The organism is Pseudomonas sp. M5A4_2d (assembly GCF_053345295.1).
The window spans coordinates 337,127-355,280 of sequence record NZ_JBKEZW010000001.1 but is presented as its reverse complement, the minus strand read 5'-3'; the positions used below and the strand labels follow the sequence as shown (position 1 = coordinate 355,280).

At 58.7% G+C, this 18,154-nt stretch carries 19 protein-coding genes; 10 read left to right on the top strand and 9 right to left on the bottom strand.

The features are described 5' to 3' along the window. Positions 1-77 precede the first annotated feature (77 nt). Positions 78-1,295 (top strand): MFS transporter, encoded by a 1,218-nt coding sequence (locus ACLBW8_RS01615; protein ID WP_447804414.1) that lies wholly within the window; start codon positions 78-80, stop codon positions 1,293-1,295. Here ACLBW8_RS01615 and ACLBW8_RS01610 read toward each other — a convergent pair. The 3 genes from ACLBW8_RS01610 to ACLBW8_RS01600 all read right to left on the bottom strand — a co-directional run bounded on the left by ACLBW8_RS01610 (position 1,207) and on the right by ACLBW8_RS01600 (position 4,135). Continuing rightward, complete coding sequence (locus ACLBW8_RS01610) at positions 1,207-2,649, bottom strand: NCS1 family nucleobase:cation symporter-1 (RefSeq protein ID WP_447804413.1); 1,443 nt, start codon at positions 2,647-2,649, stop codon at positions 1,207-1,209. The genes ACLBW8_RS01615 and ACLBW8_RS01610 overlap by 89 nt on opposite strands. Before the next feature lie 198 nt (positions 2,650-2,847). Further along, positions 2,848-3,246: a DUF2177 family protein gene (locus ACLBW8_RS01605; RefSeq protein WP_447804412.1), complete on the bottom strand. Its 399-nt coding sequence runs from the start codon at positions 3,244-3,246 to the stop codon at positions 2,848-2,850. A 52-nt stretch (positions 3,247-3,298) separates the two neighbouring features. Next, positions 3,299-4,135: a CvfB family protein gene (locus ACLBW8_RS01600; RefSeq protein WP_017134857.1), complete on the bottom strand. Its 837-nt coding sequence runs from the start codon at positions 4,133-4,135 to the stop codon at positions 3,299-3,301. Between the two features lie 322 nt (positions 4,136-4,457). Between ACLBW8_RS01600 and ACLBW8_RS01595 the strand changes: the two genes are divergently transcribed. From ACLBW8_RS01595 to ACLBW8_RS01585, 3 genes are all read left to right on the top strand, one after another. Then, positions 4,458-4,637, top strand: coding sequence for a hypothetical protein (locus ACLBW8_RS01595; RefSeq protein WP_003193095.1), 180 nt, complete (start codon positions 4,458-4,460; stop codon positions 4,635-4,637). A 208-nt stretch (positions 4,638-4,845) separates the two neighbouring features. Next, on the top strand, positions 4,846-5,568 hold the full coding sequence (locus ACLBW8_RS01590) for a TorF family putative porin (protein WP_447804411.1): 723 nt from the start codon (positions 4,846-4,848) through the stop codon (positions 5,566-5,568). Positions 5,569-5,634: 66 nt separating this feature from the next. Beyond that, positions 5,635-6,501, top strand: coding sequence for a DUF6279 family lipoprotein (locus ACLBW8_RS01585; RefSeq protein WP_064453532.1), 867 nt, complete (start codon positions 5,635-5,637; stop codon positions 6,499-6,501). Between the two features lie 104 nt (positions 6,502-6,605). Here ACLBW8_RS01585 and ACLBW8_RS01580 read toward each other — a convergent pair whose 3' ends face one another. After that, positions 6,606-6,995 (bottom strand): transcriptional regulator, encoded by a 390-nt coding sequence (locus tag ACLBW8_RS01580; RefSeq protein WP_447804410.1) that lies wholly within the window; start codon positions 6,993-6,995, stop codon positions 6,606-6,608. Positions 6,996-7,150: 155 nt separating this feature from the next. Between ACLBW8_RS01580 and ACLBW8_RS01575 the strand changes: the two genes are divergently transcribed. Then, complete coding sequence (locus ACLBW8_RS01575) at positions 7,151-7,426, top strand: hypothetical protein (RefSeq protein WP_447804409.1); 276 nt, start codon at positions 7,151-7,153, stop codon at positions 7,424-7,426. 49 nt (positions 7,427-7,475) lie between these two features. Here the strand turns inward: ACLBW8_RS01575 and ACLBW8_RS01570 are convergent, their stop codons facing one another. Next, a complete protein-coding gene (locus ACLBW8_RS01570) occupies positions 7,476-8,822 on the bottom strand; it encodes a DEAD/DEAH box helicase (RefSeq protein ID WP_128590772.1) in 1,347 nt (448 codons plus the stop codon). A 193-nt stretch (positions 8,823-9,015) separates the two neighbouring features. Here ACLBW8_RS01570 and ACLBW8_RS01565 point away from each other — a divergent pair, with 193 nt between their 5' ends. Further along, entirely contained in the window at positions 9,016-10,314 is a 1,299-nt protein-coding gene (locus tag ACLBW8_RS01565) for a mechanosensitive ion channel family protein (protein ID WP_064453536.1), read from the top strand. Positions 10,315-10,361: 47 nt separating this feature from the next. Here the strand turns inward: ACLBW8_RS01565 and ACLBW8_RS01560 are convergent, their stop codons facing one another. The 3 genes from ACLBW8_RS01560 to ACLBW8_RS01550 all read right to left on the bottom strand — a co-directional run bounded on the left by ACLBW8_RS01560 (position 10,362) and on the right by ACLBW8_RS01550 (position 12,509). Then, positions 10,362-11,228 carry a carboxylate/amino acid/amine transporter gene (locus ACLBW8_RS01560; protein WP_447804408.1) on the bottom strand — a complete coding sequence of 289 codons (867 nt, stop codon included), beginning with the start codon at positions 11,226-11,228 and terminating at the stop codon, positions 10,362-10,364. 212 nt (positions 11,229-11,440) lie between these two features. Then, complete coding sequence (locus ACLBW8_RS01555) at positions 11,441-12,043, bottom strand: FMN-dependent NADH-azoreductase (RefSeq protein ID WP_262665854.1); 603 nt, start codon at positions 12,041-12,043, stop codon at positions 11,441-11,443. A gap of 151 nt (positions 12,044-12,194) precedes the next feature. Beyond that, positions 12,195-12,509 (bottom strand): 3-phosphoglycerate kinase, encoded by a 315-nt coding sequence (locus ACLBW8_RS01550; RefSeq protein WP_447804407.1) that lies wholly within the window; start codon positions 12,507-12,509, stop codon positions 12,195-12,197. 49 nt (positions 12,510-12,558) lie between these two features. Between ACLBW8_RS01550 and ACLBW8_RS01545 the strand changes: the two genes are divergently transcribed. The 4 genes from ACLBW8_RS01545 to ACLBW8_RS01530 all read left to right on the top strand — a co-directional run bounded on the left by ACLBW8_RS01545 (position 12,559) and on the right by ACLBW8_RS01530 (position 16,782). Further along, positions 12,559-13,482 carry a LysR family transcriptional regulator gene (locus ACLBW8_RS01545; protein WP_447804406.1) on the top strand — a complete coding sequence of 308 codons (924 nt, stop codon included), beginning with the start codon at positions 12,559-12,561 and terminating at the stop codon, positions 13,480-13,482. A 14-nt stretch (positions 13,483-13,496) separates the two neighbouring features. Next, entirely contained in the window at positions 13,497-14,300 is an 804-nt protein-coding gene (locus ACLBW8_RS01540; RefSeq protein WP_407017005.1) for an alpha/beta fold hydrolase, read from the top strand. A 3-nt stretch (positions 14,301-14,303) separates the two neighbouring features. Beyond that, entirely contained in the window at positions 14,304-14,867 is a 564-nt protein-coding gene (locus tag ACLBW8_RS01535; protein WP_128590780.1) for a peptidylprolyl isomerase, read from the top strand. Positions 14,868-14,949: 82 nt separating this feature from the next. Further along, complete coding sequence (locus ACLBW8_RS01530) at positions 14,950-16,782, top strand: ABC transporter ATP-binding protein (RefSeq protein WP_262665858.1); 1,833 nt, start codon at positions 14,950-14,952, stop codon at positions 16,780-16,782. A gap of 36 nt (positions 16,783-16,818) precedes the next feature. Here ACLBW8_RS01530 and ACLBW8_RS01525 read toward each other — a convergent pair whose 3' ends face one another. Then, a complete protein-coding gene (locus ACLBW8_RS01525) occupies positions 16,819-17,943 on the bottom strand; it encodes a GNAT family N-acetyltransferase (RefSeq protein ID WP_064453544.1) in 1,125 nt (374 codons plus the stop codon). Positions 17,944-18,154: the final 211 nt, after the last annotated feature.

Genomic DNA, 18,154 nt, shown 5'->3' with positions numbered 1-18,154 from the left:
CTCACTATTATTCATTTTTACAGAAAGTCAATCCGCTTTAGCCTGAAGGTCTTCGCTTCCTTGCAGGAAACCTGAACATGTCACCGCTGATTCGCTTACTCGCCAGCTTTATCGCCCTGATGATGGCCATGGGCATTGGCCGTTTCGCCCTTACGCCGCAGATGCCGCATTTGCTCAGCGAGGGGCAGATCGACCTGACCGGCGCCGGGCTGATTGCCGCTGCCAACTACCTGGGCTACTTCGTCGGTGCGGTGGATTCGATTTTTGCCCGCAGCCATCATCATGTCCGCGGGCGTCTCTATGGCGGGCTGTGGTTGTGCGTACTGCTGACGCTGGCGTCGTATTGGGCGCATGGGTTCTGGCCCCATCTGCTGCTGCGCTTCGGGACGGGGGTCGCGAGTGCCTGGGCGCTGGTGATGATCACCAGTTTGAGTCAGCCGCTGGCGATTGCCGCCGGGCGCCCACGCCTGGGTGCCTTGGTATTTGCCGGGCCGGGGCTGGGGATTTTACTGACTGGTTTGCTGGCCCTGGGCTCGAACTTGCTGGGGCAAAGCTCTGCCACGCTGTGGCTCGTCTATGGCGTGGTGGCACTGGTTATGCTGCTGGCAATTCTGCCGTTCTTGCCGCAGACAACTACCACGGTTGCTCCCACCTCCAGCACGGGCAGCAACGAAAGCATCGCGCATTTGTGCTGGATTTATTTCCTGTACGGCCTGGGCTACATCATCCCGGCGACCTTTCTGTCGCAAATGGCCAGCGCGCAATTCCGGGGTGCGTGGCAAGCCGATCTGTTCTGGCCATGCTTCGGCCTCGCTGCCGCAATCGGGGTCGTGGTGGTGAGCTTACGCCGGCATCACCCACACACCACCCGTCGATGGCTGATGACCACCCTGTGGCTGCAAGCAGCTGGCGTGTTCGCCTGCTTGCTGGGCAATGGCTGGGGCCTGGCGCTGGGAGTGTTGCTGTGCGGTACGCCGTTCCTGGCGTGCATGATGCTGGTGATGCAACGCTTGCGGGACGTCGCGCCCCACGGTTACCAGCGCAGCACCGGCTTGCTGACGGCGAGCTTCGCCATCGGTCAATTGAGTGGGCCGTTGCTGGCCTCGGTGAGCAGTCATCTGAGCGGCGGCCTGCAACCGGCGCTGGTGATTGCAGGTGCAGGCCTGTTGGTGGCGGGCGCGGTGTTACTGCGCCCTGCCGCTGCTGTCAGCCAGCAACCATTGGCGCGGGCAGGCGAACCTGCTCTCGCCGCGCCAGGATCAGGAAAAACAGCCCACCCAGGAAACAACCGGTAAACCAGGCAAAGTTGGCCATGCCCTGCAACGCCGGCGTGAATGTGATCGCAACGCCCACCAGCGTCGCCGCTAGCAGCGCTTTGACCGCCGTCCAGTTCACACCGCCATCGAAGTAATAGCGCCCGCTCGGGCTGTCATCAAACAGGGCATCCACATCGATTTTCTGTTTTTTGACCCAATAGAAATCCACCAACAGGATTCCAAACAGCGGCCCGATAAAGGCGGCGAGGATATCCAGGGTGTAGTGGATCATCAGCGGGTTATTGAACAGGTTCCACGGCGTGATAAAGATCGAGGCCACCGCCGCGATCATGCCACCGGCACGCCAGCTGATTTTGCTCGGCGCAACGTTGGCGAAGTCAAACGCCGGAGACACGAAGTTGGCGACGATATTGATGCCGATGGTCGCCGTCACGAAGGCAAAGGCACCGAGCAGCACAGCCATGCTGTTGTCGATGCGCGAAACGGTGGCAATCGGGTCGTGCAACATTTCGCCAAACACCGGCAAGGTGCCCGAAACGATTACAACCGTCACCAGCGAGAATGCCAGGAAATTCACCGGCAGCCCCCAAAAATTGCCGCGTCGCACGTCCTGCATGCTGCGGCAGTAGCGGCTGAAATCACCGAAATTCAGCGTAGGCCCCGAGAAGTAAGACACCACCAGCGCCGTCGCCACAATGACTTGGCCAAAAGCCTGCCAGCCCGACAGGGATTTTTCCGCAAGGGTAAAGCTGATATTCGCCCAGCCCGCCTTCCACACAATCCAGCCAGCCAGGGCAAACATCACCGCATAGACCACCGGCCCCGCCCAGTCGATAAAGCGGCGGATGGATTCCATGCCGGCCCAGAACACAGCGGCCTGCAACACCCATAAGCTGAGGAAACCAAACCAGCCCAAATAGGACAGACCTGCGAAATGCGGTTCTGCATACACCGCCATTTGTGGGAAGAAGCGCAGCACCACGATGATCAAGGCACTCGACGCCAAGTACGTTTGAATCCCGTACCACGCCACTGCGATCAAGCCGCGAATCACCGCCGGAATGTTCGCACCGAACACCCCAAAGGCCAGCCGGCAGATGACCGGATACGGCACTGCAGCTTGCTGGCTCGGCCTGGCAACCAGGTTGGCGATCAATTGCACGATGCAAATACCCGCAAGCAAGGCGATCAACACCTGCCAGCTGGCCAGCCCAAGGGCAAACAGGCTGGCGGCGAATACATAGCCGCCGACGCTGTGCACGTCGCTCATCCAAAAGGCGAAAATGTTGTACCAGGTCCACTTTTGCGGCAGTGGGCCCAAATCCTGGTTGTACAGGCGCGGGCTGTAGCCGTTGGGCAATTGTTCGGTCATCGCTGGGCTCCTCGAAATACCGGCTTGCGCTTCCGTAACACGGTGCATACGGGAGGCGGCATGGTTTGTATACGAGGCATTCAGCAGAATGCGTGCCAATGGCACACAATCCCTCTGAAACTGCGTCCCAAAGGGGTTCAGCGTGGATTAAAGACGGGGACTACGCTCAGCAACGGTGCACCTAAATCCTGTACACAATCAGTGGTGCACCTGATGTGCACACAGGTAGCCGACAGTGCAGCATGCGGCCGTCAGAAACATGCCCCAGGCCATGTCCATGATCGCCAGGCCCGCGGACCAGCCTTGCAACGTGGCCCAATTGCTCAAATCGTAGGTGCCATAGGCGACCAACCCGAGCAAGGCACCGAGGCGCGCAGCACGCTGCCAACTGCCGCTTGGCAGGACTACAAACACCACGCAACCGATGACATAGAGCAGATAGAACAACACGGCGGGCAACAGGCGCGGCTGATCAAGCATCAGCGAACCCAGCAGGGACTTGTAGGTCGGGCCCATGAGGACGCCGAGCCAGAGGCCGTCAAGCACCAGGAAAGCCAGCAAGGTGCCGAGATAGGCGAACAACGATTTTTTGGACATTCGCACCACCTCTGCAGGAGCACATTTGCTCCTACAGAAGAGCAAACCCCACTCAGCTTAGTTCAATGCGGTCGGCATGAATCACAATCTGACCCTGCTTGTAGAGCGCACCAATGGCCTTCTTGAAGTTGCCTTTGCTGACGCCGAACAAGTTGCTGATCACTGCCGGGTCGCTTTTATCGCTGACCGGCAAGGTGCCGTTGTTTTCACGCAATTTGGCGAGGATTTTCGAGTTCAGGCTGGAGGCCGCTTCCTGGCCGACTGGCTGCAGACTCAGGCTGATGTTGCCATCGGCACGAATCTCTTTGATAAAGCCTTTCTCTTCCTTGCCCGGGCGCAGGAACTTGAACACTTCGTTCTTGTGGATCAGGCCCCAGTGCTTGTTGTTGATGATCGCCTTGAAGCCCATGTCCGTGGCTTCAGCCACCAGCAGATCGACTTCCTGGCCTACCTGGTAGTTGGCAGGCGTCTTGTCCAGGTAGCGGTCCAGCCGTGCAGTGGCGGTGATGCGCTTGGTGTGCTTGTCGAGGTAGACATGCACGACGCAATATTCCCCGGCAGTCAGCTGACGTTTTTCTTCCGAATACGGCAGCAACAGATCCTTGGGCAAACCCCAGTCGAGGAATACGCCAATGCTGTTGACTTCCACTACTTTCAAACTGGCAAATTCGCCAACTTGAACTTTCGGCTTCTCAGTCGTCGCGATAAGTTTGTCATCGCTGTCCAGATAAATGAAAACGTTAAGCCAGTCTTCATCTTCACTGGGAATATCTTTTGGGATATACCGGTTGGGCAAGAGGATTTCGCCATCTTGCGCACCGTCCAGGTACAAACCAAAGTTAGTGTGTTTAACCACTTGCAAGCTGTTGTAGCGCCCGACTAAAGCCATTTCCAAATACCCTCGTTACGTGGGCAGCATTCTACCCGAGTTGCGCTCGGCACGCGCGTTCCCCTGAAAAATCGAGGGCTGGCGTGGCGTTTTAATGGCAGCGCCCCGCTCGTCTGATCAATCATTTCAATTTCATCGGGGACGAGCGGCCATCCGCCCTATCGTTTCCAGTTAAAACAGCAAGTTAGGGGGTTATTTCAACGCCAAACTTTGGCTGAATATGAGCGCACCCATTATTCCCGGGGGATATTTACCAAGCAATTGTCAAGTATTTCCTGTACGATGCCTGGCCAAGTTAATTTTCTACAGGTTAGTGGCCGCCATGCGCGTAAAAGCATCCAACAGCAAAGCAAAGCCAGCTCCAGCCGTTGAAACCAGCGAATCGATCAACAGCCAGATTGCTGCGTTCCTCAAGTCCGGCGGTGAAATCCAGCAAATTGCCAAGGGCGTGAGCGGCCAGACTTTCGGCCCGTCCAAGCAGATCAGCCTGGGCAAGAAGTAACACCCGCGCATTACACCTGGTCCCTAAGCGTCTTGTCTTCAAGGCGCTAGGACTAGAGCCCGAGACACCCTTTCTGCATCACACCGTATTGCGCTAATCGACGAACGGGGCTCACCGCCCAGCTTTCGCCGGTATGCTTGCACACGTCTAGTACGGGCATCTGCCCGATTTCCCCTGTCACTGCTCCTCGCTTTTCATGGAGTGAAGCATGCTCAAGCCCTGCTTTTTTCTGATCGCTGCCCTTACGGCCAGCCCCCTTGCGCAAGCGCAGATTTTTCAGCGCGAGTTAGGCGATTTCGACCTGAAATTGGGCACCACACCAAGCCGCAGCATGGCCCAGGGTCTGGTCAAACCCACCTCGCCCGGTAGCGATTCGTTCCACGGCGGGTTGGACCTGAGTCACGACAGCGGCGTGTATTTCGGCCAATTCTCACCGAACATGGGGCTGTCATCAGCCAACAACCTCGAAGTCGATTCCTACATGGGCTTCAAACACCCCTTCGACCAAACCCTGGGCTTCGAAGTGGGCATGATCCACTACAGCTACCCCAAGCTCAGCCCTCTGGACAGCCAGGAGTTCTATGGCGGCCTGAACCTGCTGGGCAATCGCTTCGGCGCCTCCTTCAGCAACGACCCCGACCGCCAGGACAGCACGCTCTTTGCCGACCTCGGCGGTACACAACCCTTCGGCATCGGCGTCAGCATGAAGTACACCACTCATCAACTGGGCACCCCGGCCTCGGTGGAGGGTGGCTCCATCAGCAGCTTCAGCGACTGGTCGGTACAATTCTCCCGCGCCTGGAAGGGTGTTGACCTGGACTTGATCTACAGCGACTCCAGCCTCAGCGGCGGAAGCTGCTCAGCCTACTCGGGACACAATTCGCAATGCGATGGTCTGTTGACCTTGAAGGCTGTGCGGTCGTTTTATTGATGGGCTGAACTGTCGCGCACCGCGCAGGTTCACATGCATTAACCCCATCTGCGCAAGGACCTGCCCATGCTGCGTCGGCTCAAACTTCTGGTGGTACTGCTGACCTTGAGCCTGGTACTCGCCGGCTGCAATCGTGTAGGCCTCGCCTACCGCAACCTGGACGTGATTATCCCCTGGACCCTCAGCGACTACCTGGACATGCATGCCGGGCAGAAGAGCTGGTTCAACGACACACTCAAGCAACACCTGGCCTGGCACTGCACCACGCAATTACCAGGCTACCTGGACTGGCTTGATCGCTTGCAACAGATGGTCGACAACAACCAGGTCACCGATGCCGCGCTACAGGCCCGTACCGTCGAAGCCAAAGAAGCGATTGCCGAAGTGGCGCGGCAAATCACGCCGTCAGCCATCGAATTGCTCAAAGGCCTGGATGATCAACAGGTCAAGGACATGAACGACGCCCTGGCCAAGGACCTGCGCAAGCGCCAGGACGAATACCTCAAGCCACCGCTGGAACAGCAGATCAAGGAACGCGCCCAGCGCATGAGCAAACGCCTGGACGCGTGGATGGGCCCGCTCAGCGCCAGCCAGCAAAACCGCGTCACCGCCTGGTCGATTGCGCTGGGTGAGCAAAATGAGCAGTGGATCGGCAACCGCGCCCGCTGGCAGGCGCAATTTATCGCCGCGGTGCAGCAACGCCAGAGCGCCGACTTCCCACAGAAAATTGAGCAATTGCTGGTGGATCGAGAGAGCCTGTGGCCCCCGGAATACCGGGTTGCCTATGCCCAGACTGAAGCAGCGGCACGCAGCCTGATTGTGGATTTGATGGCTGAAAGCACCGTGCAGCAACGGCTTAAGCTGACACAGAAGATCGATAGCGTACGCAACGATTTCAAGGCACTCAAATGCCTCAAGGCTACCGCCATTTAAAATGTGGGCTTGCTCGTGAATGCCGTTGTTCAGTCGATCTATCGTGTGACTGATTCACCGCATTCGCGAGCAAGCCCGCTCCCACATGGGCCTGCGTAGTGCCTTTAAGCAATCTGCGCCTTCGAAGCTACTTCATCAAACGTCGCCGGCTCCAGCGCATCCGCTTGCTCATCCAGCACCTGACGCGGGTGGTCATTGCCCGGAATCGAACTGTCGATCAGCGCCAGCAGTTGCGCACCTCGCGCAGTCAAAATGAAGTTCTCACCGTTGCCGCCCTCTTCCTCGGGGCGCGATTCAATGAACTCACGCTTGAACAACAACGCCTCATAGTCGGCAGCGGTCTTTTTAAGCGTGTCCAGATTGCCGGTGGACTCGCCTGCAGTCGCCTTCTCGGCAGCCTCCTGCTCGGCATATTTGCGCGGTGCAAAGCTGCCCTCGCCATTCTGCACTTCATGCAGCAGACGTTCGATCAAATCCCAGTTGTAAGTCGTCATCCTGATTCCTCCTGCAGGCCGTTGGAAAAGTAGCCCGTCTAAAGGTGTGACATGCCCCGTGACTGGCCGTTCAGCCGAATGGACGGGCGTCATTTCTCTGAACTTTCCAGACGTTCGCGCCATCAACTGAACTCCACTGCCAAGGACGTCCAACCATGAAAACCCTGAAGAACCTGGCCATCGCCGCCACGTTGATGACCGCCCTGCCCGTTTGGGCGTGCACACCGGAAGAAGCTACGGCGAAACGCGAGCAACTGGCACAGGAAGTGACCAAGCTCACGAAGCAAAACCCCACCAAGGCCAAAGAAATAAATGCAGAGCTGCAGAAAATGGATATGGACACGACCGCTGCCGATTTACCCGACAAATGCCAATTGATCGATCAACGCCTGAAAGACCTCGACGAAGCCGCCGCCAAGGCGAAAAACTGAAGGCATAAAAAAACCGGACATCGTCCGGTTTTTTCATATCAACGCAACCTTACTCGGCAGCAGGCGCTTCTGGCTTGCGACGCTTGAGCGGCGCCATGCCGTCCTTGCTGACGAGCGACAGGTTGTCGGTCTTCGGCCGATTGGCGATCTTGCGCTTGGTCGGCGACTTGGCGCCGGCCTTTTTCTTGTCGCCCTTGGCATCGACTTTTTTCTTCTTCACGCCGACGGCTTTGCCCGACGCCTTGACCTTCTTCGGCCCGGTGTAAGTGCCTTTGACTTCCTTGATGGTGCGGCGCTCGAACGACTGTTTCAGGTAGCGTTCGATGCTCGACATCAGGTTCCAGTCGCCGTGACAGATCAGCGAGATCGCCAGGCCATCGTTGCCGGCACGTCCGGTACGGCCGATACGGTGCACGTATTCGTCGCCGCTGCGTGGCATATCGAAGTTGATGACCATGTCCAGGCCATCCACGTCCAGGCCGCGGGCAGCAACGTCGGTGGCCACCAGGATTTTCACGCCGCCAGCCTTGAGACGGTCGATGGCCAGCTTGCGATCCTTCTGGTCTTTCTCACCGTGCAGCACGAATGCCTTGTAGTCCTGCGCGACCAAGCGACCGTAGATACGGTCGGCAGCGGCGCGGGTATTGGTGAATACGATGGCTTTCTGATAGGTCTCGTTGGCCAGCAGCCAGTTGAGGATCTGTTCTTTGTGCACATTGTGGTCGGCCATGACGATCTGCTGGCGCGTGGTCGCGTTCAGATCGCTGACGTTGTTGACCTGCAAGTGCTCAGGATTGTTCAGGACCTTGGCAACCATGTCGCGCAGGGTCGAACCGCCGGTGGTGGCGGAAAAGAGCATGGTCTGCTGGCGATTGACACACTCGGCCACCAGGCGTTGCACATCGTCGGCAAAGCCCATGTCGAGCATGCGGTCGGCTTCGTCGAGTACCAGTACTTCGACTTCCTTGAGGTCGAGGTTGCCGGCATTGAGTTGCTCGATCATGCGGCCTGGGGTGCCGATCAGAATATCTGGCACTTTGCGCAGCATCGCGGCCTGGACCTTGAAGTCTTCGCCGCCGGTGATCAGGCCGGACTTGATGAAGGTGAACTGCGAGAAGCGCTCCACTTCCTTCAAGGTCTGTTGGGCCAGCTCACGGGTCGGCAGCAGGATCAGGGTCTTGATGCTGACACGGACTTTGGCCGGGCCAATCAGGCGGTTCAGAATCGGCAGGACGAAAGCGGCAGTCTTGCCACTCCCGGTTTGAGCCGTCACCCGCAGGTCACGCCCTTCGAGCGCGAGCGGGATGGCCGCAGCTTGCACAGGCGTAGGCTCGACAAATTTAAGCTCGGCCACGGCTTTGAGCAGGCGTTCGTGCAGGGCGAATTGGGAAAACACGGGTGCTACCTCGAAGAAATACAAAATATCAGCTGCATAGGGTAACGGTTTCGGGCGTCCAAACCGAGTTTCTTTACGCGAACAGCGCGAATCAGCTGCTTTTTTGTTAAGACATTTGTCCGTAAAACCAACTTTGTTGCACTTAAATGCTCTAATCGGCCCGTGTTGTCTTATAGAAGAATCGGTTTCACCCATGGATATCAAACAGTTCTGGCTCAACCTCCAAGACCTTTGGGGCGCCCTCGACCAACACCCGTTGCTGCATTCCGGCCTGGGCCTGCTGGTGTTGCTGGTGGTGGCCCTGCTGCTCGGACGGGTAGCGCGTTACCTCATTCTCCACACCGTCAAATTGCTTGGCCGACAACCGGCGCTGCATTGGCTCAATGACCTGCGGCACAACAAAGTCTTTCATCGCCTGGCGCAGATGACGCCGTCCCTGGTGATTCAGTTCGGCCTTTACCTGGTGCCAGGCCTGAGCAAAACCGCCACGTTGTTTATCGGCAATGTGGCGCTGGCGTTCACCATCCTGTTCATGACGCTGGCGGTAAGCGCCCTGCTCAACGCCTTGCTGGATATCTACGCACGCACCGAGCATGCCCGCACCCGCTCGATCAAGGGCTATGTGCAACTGACGAAAATGGTGCTGTTCGTGTTTGCCGCGATCATCATCGTCGCCACCCTGATCGACCGCTCGCCGTTGTTGCTGCTGTCCGGTTTGGGTGCGATGTCGGCGGTGATATTGTTGGTCTACAAAGACACCCTGCTGTCATTCGTCGCCAGCGTGCAACTGACCAGCAACGACATGCTGCGGGTCGGCGACTGGATCGAAATGCCTCAGGTCGGCGCCGACGGTGACGTGGTGGACATCACCCTGCACACGGTGAAGGTGCAGAACTTCGACAAGACCATCGTCTCCATCCCGACCTGGCGCCTGATGTCCGAGTCGTTCAAGAACTGGCGCGGAATGCAAGCGTCCGGCGGGCGCCGCATCAAGCGCAGCCTGTATATCGACGCCAGCGGCGTGCGGTTCCTGCGCGACGATGAAGAAGCCCGCATGACCCAGGTGCACCTGCTCACTGACTACATCAGCCGCAAGCAGGCCGAACTCAAGGCCTGGAATGAAGCCCAAGGCAACAGCGCGCAACTGTCGGCCAACCGCCGCCGTATGACTAACCTCGGCACTTTCCGCGCGTATGCACTGGCGTATCTGAAAAGCCACCCGGACATCCAGCCGAACATGACCTGCATGGTGCGCCAGATGCAAACCACCGCCCAGGGCGTGCCGCTGGAAATCTACTGCTTCACCCGCACCACAGCGTGGGCGGATTACGAGCGTATCCAGGGGGATATTTTTGATTATCTGCTGGCGGTGTTGCCGGAGTTCGGCTTGAGCGTGTATCAGCAGCCGAGCGGCAATGATTTACGCGCAGGTGTTTTGCCCGCGGTGTTGGGGGCCAGTCATTTGCCCGCACTCGAACGCAGCGCTGTATAACGCCACCCTTCTCCTGTGGGAGCGGGATTGCCCGCTCCCACAGGCGGTCAGCGCTGGATCGCTTGCTTGCGTACACCCAACCGACTGATCCACACCGCCCCCAGAATCACCAAGCCACCCAGCGCCAAGCGACCCAGCGGCTCGTGCTGGTTCCAGATCAGCAGGTTCAGCAACAGCCCCACCGGCACATGCAGGTTGTTCATGACCGCCAGGGTGCCACCATTGACCATGCAAGCGCCCTTGTTCCACCAGTACATACCCAGCGCGGTGCTGACCAACCCGAGAAACACCAGCACGCCCCATTGCAGTGGCGCTTGCGGCAGGAAGTCGGCTTTGCCGAACAGCAGGAATGCCGGCAACACCACGATCAATGCGCCCAGGTAGAAGTAGCCAAACCGTCGGTAATGCGGCAAATCACTCGGATAACGCGCCACCAGATGCTTGTACATCACCTGCCCGGCCGCGTAGGTGAAGTTGGCCAGTTGCAGCAGCAAGAAGCCGCCAAGGAAGTGCGGGGTGATCTGGTCGAAACGGATCACGGCCGCGCCGCCCACCGCCACCAGTGCAGCGACCAGCGCCCAAGGATTGAAGCGTCGATTGAGGGCATCTTCGATCAGCGTCACGTGCAATGGCGTGAGGATGGTGAACAGCAACACCTCCGGCACCGTGAGCACGCGAAAGCTCAGGTACAGGCACACATAGGTCACGCCGAACTGCAGCGCGCCAATCACCAGCATGCCGCGCATGAACCTGGGTTCTACCGAACGCCAGCGGGTCAGCGGGATAAACACCAACCCGGCCAGCACCACGCGCACCAGCACGGCGAAGTAGCTGTCGACATGACCGGCGAGGTATTCGCCGATCAAGCTGAAGGAAAATGCCTGAATCAGGGTGACAACCAGTAGATAGCCCATGCGCGCCTCGTTTCGAATGGGCGCGACTTTAAGGGTTTTCGGTGTTTGACGGAACTCGGGGCAAAAAAAACCCGACCTCGCTATAGCGGCAGTCGGGTAGGAGCACTCAGGAGCAACAAGTGCAAAGGGAGGTTCGATACGCGTACTTGAAGGGTTTGCGTGAAGCGATATAAACACCCCGCGATTATGTGACGATTAAACGTTTACTCGGCTCATGCCACGAGTTGCGCCAGCAGCGCTTTGGCGTGGTTAATGCCTTTTTCCTGGAAGTCACCGCTCAAGTTCACCCCTTCGGCATGAATGAAAGTGACGTCATGAATCCCGATAAAGGCCATGACCTGGCGCAGGTAAGGTTCCTGGTGATCGGAGCTGGCACCGGTATGGATGCCGCCGCGAGCGGTCAGCACAATGGCGCGCTTGCCGTTCAGCAAACCCTGTGGGCCAGTGGCGGTGTACTTGAAGGTCACACCGGCACGCAACACGTGGTCCAGCCAGGCCTTGAGGGTGCTGGGGATAGCGAAGTTGTACATCGGTGCAGCCATCACCAGCACGTCGGCGGCGAGCAATTCGTCGGTCAATTCGTTGGAGCGGTCCAGGGACGCCTGTTCGATAGTGCTGCGCTGTTCGGCGGGCTTCATCCAGCCGCCGAGCAGGTTGGCATCCAGGTGCGGCACGGGGTTGAGCGCCACGTCACGCACGGTGATCTGATCCGCAGGGTGAGCATCCTGCCATTGGCTGATGAACTGTTGGGTCAGCTGGCGGGAGATCGAATCCTGCTGGCGGGCGCTGCTTTCGATGATCAGAACGTTGGACATGGCTAGGTAGGCTCCATCTGCAAATGCTGTAAGGCGATGGAGAAAAGATTAGCCAGGGCTCATTCGATAAAAAAGCGCAAAAAACTGCTATAACCAATCTATAAATTTGTTTATAAGCGGAGTATTGCCGTGGGCATGCTCCGCTGCTGCGTTATTTTGGAGCGCAGGTCAGCTTGATGCGCATTTTGATAATGCTCCGGCTGAAATTGACCGTGGTGTTGGTGCTTTTGCCCGCTTCGACCGTGACTTTACGCGCACGCGGTGCCTCCGGGCCGTTGGTGAAGACCATTTTGCATACCGCGTCGTTGGCTCCGTAGTTGGTCAATCGAATCGAACTGATATTGCTGTCGATGTCGGACGCGCTGTAATCGATCTTCACCCCCTGAATATCTTTGGAAACATCAGTGGTATAGGCAAACGCAGTCAATGGCAGCAACGCCAGCAGCACACAACAGAATTTTCTCATTCGGCAGTCTCCAATAAGGACTGCCAGCTTAGGACAAGAGGAGCTCATCTTGAAAGCGCCCCGCGTTACCCTCGATCAATGGCGCACGCTGCAGGCCGTGGTCGACCATGGTGGCTTCGCCCAGGCGGCTGAAGCGCTGCACCGTTCGCAGTCCTCGGTGAGTTACACCGTGGCGCGCATGCAAGACCAGCTCGGCGTGCCGCTGCTGCGCATCGACGGGCGCAAGGCCGTACTCACTGAAGCCGGTGAAGTGCTGTTACGGCGCTCCCGACAACTGGTGAAAAACGCCAGCCAACTGGAAGACCTCGCCCACCATATGGAACAAGGCTGGGAAGCCGAAGTACGCCTGGTGGTGGATGCCGCCTACCCCAATGCGCGCCTGGTGCGCGCCCTCACCGCCTTTATGCCGCAAAGCCGTGGCTGCCGCGTTCGCCTGCGCGAAGAAGTGCTGTCAGGCGTTGAAGAGCTATTGATGGAGGGCGTGGCCGACCTGGCCATCAGCAGCTTCATCATCCCGGGCTATTTGGGCACGGAAATGAGCGACGTGGAGTTTATTGCCGTGGCCCACCCCGAGCATTCCCTGCATCGCCTGAACCGCGAGTTGAGTTTCCAGGACCTGGAGAGCCAGATGCAGGTGGTGATCCGCGACTCCGGCCGCCAGCAGCCACGGGACGTCGGCTGGCTCGGCGCCGAACAGCGCTGGACCGTCGGCAGCCTGGCCACCGCCGCCGCCTTCGTCAGCAGCGGCCTGGGTTTTGCGTGGCTGCCCCGGCACATGATTGAGCGCGAACTCAACGAAGGCCTGCTCAAGCAGCTACCCTTGGAAAAGGGCGGCAGCCGCAACCCGACGTTCTACCTCTATGCGAACAAGGACAAACCTCTGGGCCCGGCCACGCAGATTCTTGTGGAGTTGCTGCGCACCTTTGACACCGCCCCTCTGGACGCGCCTTTCGCCGCCCCCCAACAAGCCTGAAACGGAGTTCGTGCATGGCCTGGTTCGACCATGAAGGATGCAGCCTGCATTACGAGGAATACGGCCACGGCACCCCGCTGATTCTGATCCACGGCCTGGGTTCCAGCAGCCTGGACTGGGAGCTGCAAATTCCAGTGTTGGCCAGGCATTACCGCCTGATCGTAGTGGATGTACGCGGTCACGGTCGTTCCGACAAACCGCGCGAGCGCTACAGCATCAAAGGCTTCACCGTCGACCTGATCGCCTTGACTGAACACCTGAACCTGCCACCGGCCCATGTGGTGGGCTTGTCCATGGGCGGCATGATTGCCTTTCAGTTGGCCGTGGATGAACCCCGCCTGGTCAAGAGCCTGTGCATCGTCAACAGCGCGCCCGAAGTCAAAGTGCGCAGTGCCGATGACTATTGGCAATGGGCCAAGCGCTGGAGCCTGGCGCGATTGCTTAGCCTGGCGACCATCGGCAAGGCGTTGGGCGACCGATTATTCCCCAAGCCGGACCAACACGACCTGCGTCGCAAGATGGCCGAGCGCTGGGCAAAGAACGACAAACGTGCTTATCTCGCCAGCTTCGACGCAATTGTGGGCTGGGGCGTGCAGGAACAACTTTCCAGAATTACCTGTCCAACCCTGGTCATCAGCGCCGACCACGATTACACCCCCGTGGCGCAGAAAGAAATCTATGTAAAACTGCTGCCCGATGCGCGGCTGGTGGTGATCGAGGATTCCCGCCATGCCACGCCCTTGGATCAACCCGATGTCTTTAACGCTACCTTGCTCGATTTTCTAAAGACAGTCGAAACCACTACCCAGGATCACTGACCCATGCTGAAAAAAATCGCCTTCTTTGCCGGCTCCGTACTGTTCGCGGCCAACCTGATGGCTGCCGAGCCCGCCAAGGCCCAGCACGTACTGATCACCACCACCAATGGCGACATTGAAATCGAACTGGACCCGGTCAAGGCCCCAATCAGCACCAAGAACTTTCTGGCCTACGTCGACAGCGGTTTCTACACCAACACGATCTTCCACCGGGTAATCCCGGGCTTCATGGTCCAGGGCGGCGGGTTCACCGCGCAGATGTCGCAGAAGGAGACCAAAGCGCCCATCAAGAACGAAGCCAGCAACGGCTTGCATAACGTGCGGGGCACTTTGTCCATGGCGCGCACCAATGATCCGAACTCGGCCACCAGCCAGTTCTTCATCAACGTGGCCGACAATGCGTTCCTCGACCCGGGCCGTGACGCCGGTTATGCCGTGTTCGCCAAAGTCGTCAAGGGCATGGACGTGGTAGACGTCATCGTCAACTCGCAGACCACCACCAAGCAGGGCATGCAAAACGTGCCTATCGATCCTGTTTTGATCAAGTCGGCCAAGCGCATCGACTGAGGTCTGCAGGTGTTTCCGTGCGGTGCTCACAAGGCACCGCGCGCATTTGAACAGGAGAGCCCGCCAGGCGGGCGTCAACCTAATGCTCTATCGTCGCTTTGAACAACTGATTGATATCTTCCGCGACGCCCCGAGCGCCGCCCCTCCCGACAAAGTCCTGCCCTTCTACCTCTACTACCTGCGCCAGGTGTGGCCAAGTTTTGCCGCCTTGCTGGTGGTGGGCCTGATCGGCGCGCTGATCGAAGTGGCGTTGTTCAGCTACCTGAGCCGCATCATTGACTTGGCCCAGGGCACGCCGCCCGCCAACTTCTTCCAGATCCACAGCACCGAGCTGATCTGGATGGCCGTGGTCGCCCTGTTGCTACGCCCGATCTTCAACGGCCTGCATGACTTGCTGGTGCACCAGACCATCAACCCGGGCATGACCAGCCTGATCCGCTGGCAAAACCACAGCTACGTGCTCAAACAGAGCCTGAATTTCTTCCAGAACGATTTCGCCGGGCGCATCGCCCAGCGCATCATGCAAACCGGCAACTCGTTGCGTGACTCGTCGGTGGCGACGGCGGAAGCCATCTGGCACGTGTCGATCTATGCGATCAGTTCGCTCGTATTGTTTGCCGAGGCCGACTGGCGGCTGATGATCCCGCTGATCAGCTGGATTATTTGTTACAGCGTTGCACTGCGCTACTTCGTGCCCCGCGTGAAGGAACGCTCGGTGATTTCCTCCGAGGCGCGATCGAAGTTGATGGGCCGTATTGTTGACGGCTACACCAACATCACGACCTTGAAGCTGTTCGCCCATACGCAGAATGAGCAGGAATACGCCAAGGAAGCGATCATCGAGCAAACCGAAAAAACCCAACTGGCCGCACGCGTGCTCACCAGCATGGACGTGACGATCGCCATCTTGAACGGCCTGCTGATTGTCACCACCACCGGCCTGGCCTTGTGGCTGTGGACACAGTCACTGATCTCCGTCGGCGCGATTGCCCTGGCCACCGGCCTGGTGATTCGTATCGTCAACATGTCCGGTTGGATCATGTGGGTGGTCAACGGCATCTTCGAAAACATCGGCATGGTGCAAGACGGTCTTAAAACCATCGCGGCGCCGCTGGCGGTGACCGACCGCGAGAATGCCCCACGCCTGAACGTGCCCCATGGCGAAGTGCGTTTCGAGCAGGTGGATTTCCACTACGGCAAGAAGAGCGGGATCATTGGTGGCCTGAACCTGAACATCAAGGCCGGGGAAAAAATCGGCTTGATCGGCCCGTCCGGTGCAGGCAAGTCGACGCTGGTCAACCTGCTGCTGCGCCTGTACGACCTGCAAGGCGGGCGTATCCTGATCGACGGTCAGAACATCGCCGAAGTCGCCCAGGAAAGCCTGCGCGCACAGATCGGCATGATCACCCAGGACACCTCGCTGCTGCACCGCTCGATCCGTGACAACTTGCTGTACGGCAAGCCGGATGCCACCGACGAGGAACTCACTGCCGCCATCCGCAAGGCCCGCGCCGATGAATTCATCCCGCTGCTGTCGGACGCTGAAGGCCGCAACGGCCTGGATGCCCATGTGGGTGAGCGCGGCGTGAAGCTCTCCGGCGGGCAACGCCAGCGCATCGCCATCGCCCGGGTACTGCTCAAGGACGCGCCGATTCTGATCATGGATGAAGCCACTTCGGCGCTGGACTCGGAAGTGGAAGCGGCGATCCAGGAAAGCCTGGAGACCCTGATGCAGGGCAAGACGGTGATTGCAATTGCGCACCGGCTGTCGACCATTGCACGGATGGACAGGCTGGTGGTGCTGGAGAAAGGCCAGATCGCCGAGACGGGCAGCCATGCCGAGCTGCTCGCCCATGGTGGGCTGTATGCCAGGTTGTGGCAGCACCAGACTGGCGGGTTTGTCGGCATCGATTAATGCGTTGGGGCTCAGCCAAGCCCCTTCTGCACGAACTCAGCCCTGCCGATAAGGCAGGGCTGCCCTCGCCTCTTCGGCATACGCCAGAATTCCCACGCGCTCGCGTTCCAGAAAATCCTCGACAGCACTCTTCAAACCCGGGTGGCGCAGGTAGTGCCATGAGCGCGTAATCACCGGCTCAAATCCGCGAATCAACTTATGCTCGCCCTGGGCGCCCGCGTCGAAGCGTTGCAGGCCTGCGGCGATGGCGTAATCCATACCCTGGTAGAAGCAGGTTTCGAAATGCAGGCGGTCGAACTCCGCCAGGCAGCCCCAATAACGTCCGTAGAAGCTGTCGCCACCGATCAGGCTGAATGCCATGGCCACCGGGCGTGACCCTTGTTTGGCCAGCACCACGCGAATCGCCTCGGGCATACGCTCGGCCAGTAGGCTGAAAAACGCACGGGTCAAGTAGGGCGATTGGCGGCGCACCGCGTAGGTGTTGGCGTAGCAGGCGTAGACAAAATCCCACTGCGCTTCGCTCAGTTCATGGCCTTGCAGCCATTCGAAGTCGATGCCCTGCCCCGCCACTTGCTCGCGTTCTTTGCGCATCTGTTTGCGCTTGCGCGAACTCAAAGCGTCAAGGAAGTCCTGAAAGTCGCGGTAGCCACGATTTTGCCAATGAAACTGGCAGCCCAAACGTTGCAACCAGCCCGGTTGTTGCGACAACGCATCGTCGGCCAGCGGGTCGGTGAAATTGATGTGGGCGCTGGAGAGCCCTTCGATTTCCAGATAGCCCGGCAGGCTGTTGAGCAGTTCAAAACCGTCCTCGACGTTCCTCGCCAGCAAGCGCGGCCCACTGACCGGACTGAACGGCACCGCCGTCAGCAACTTGGGGTAGTAATCAATGCCCGCACGCTCACAGGCATCCGCCCAACCGTGATCGAACACGTATTCGCCGTAGGAATGCCACTTGCGATAACTCGGCAGTGCCGCCACCAGGTGATCGCCCTCCCAATGCAGCAAATGCTCAGGTTGCCAGCCCGATTGCGGGCCGAGGCTGGCGCTGTCTTCCAGGGCACTCAGGAATGCATGCCGCACAAAGGGCTGCGCCTGCGGCACCAGGGCATCCCAAACATGGGGGGCGATTTCGGACAGGTTGTCCAGGCGTTGCAACGGCATCGGCATCCTCACTGTTTGTTGGCGTGAAAGCTTCGCGAGTATCGCCTATCACAGCGCTGGGCACACCTCGAACCACGCCGGACAAACCCAGAAACAATTGGTTCCGTTATTAAATAATTTGTCATCTTCACGACATCACTTAGCCACTGTCTCGTCATAAGTGATCGCGATACTGACGCCTGTTTTTTAGAGCGCCTGGTTCTAGCAGGCG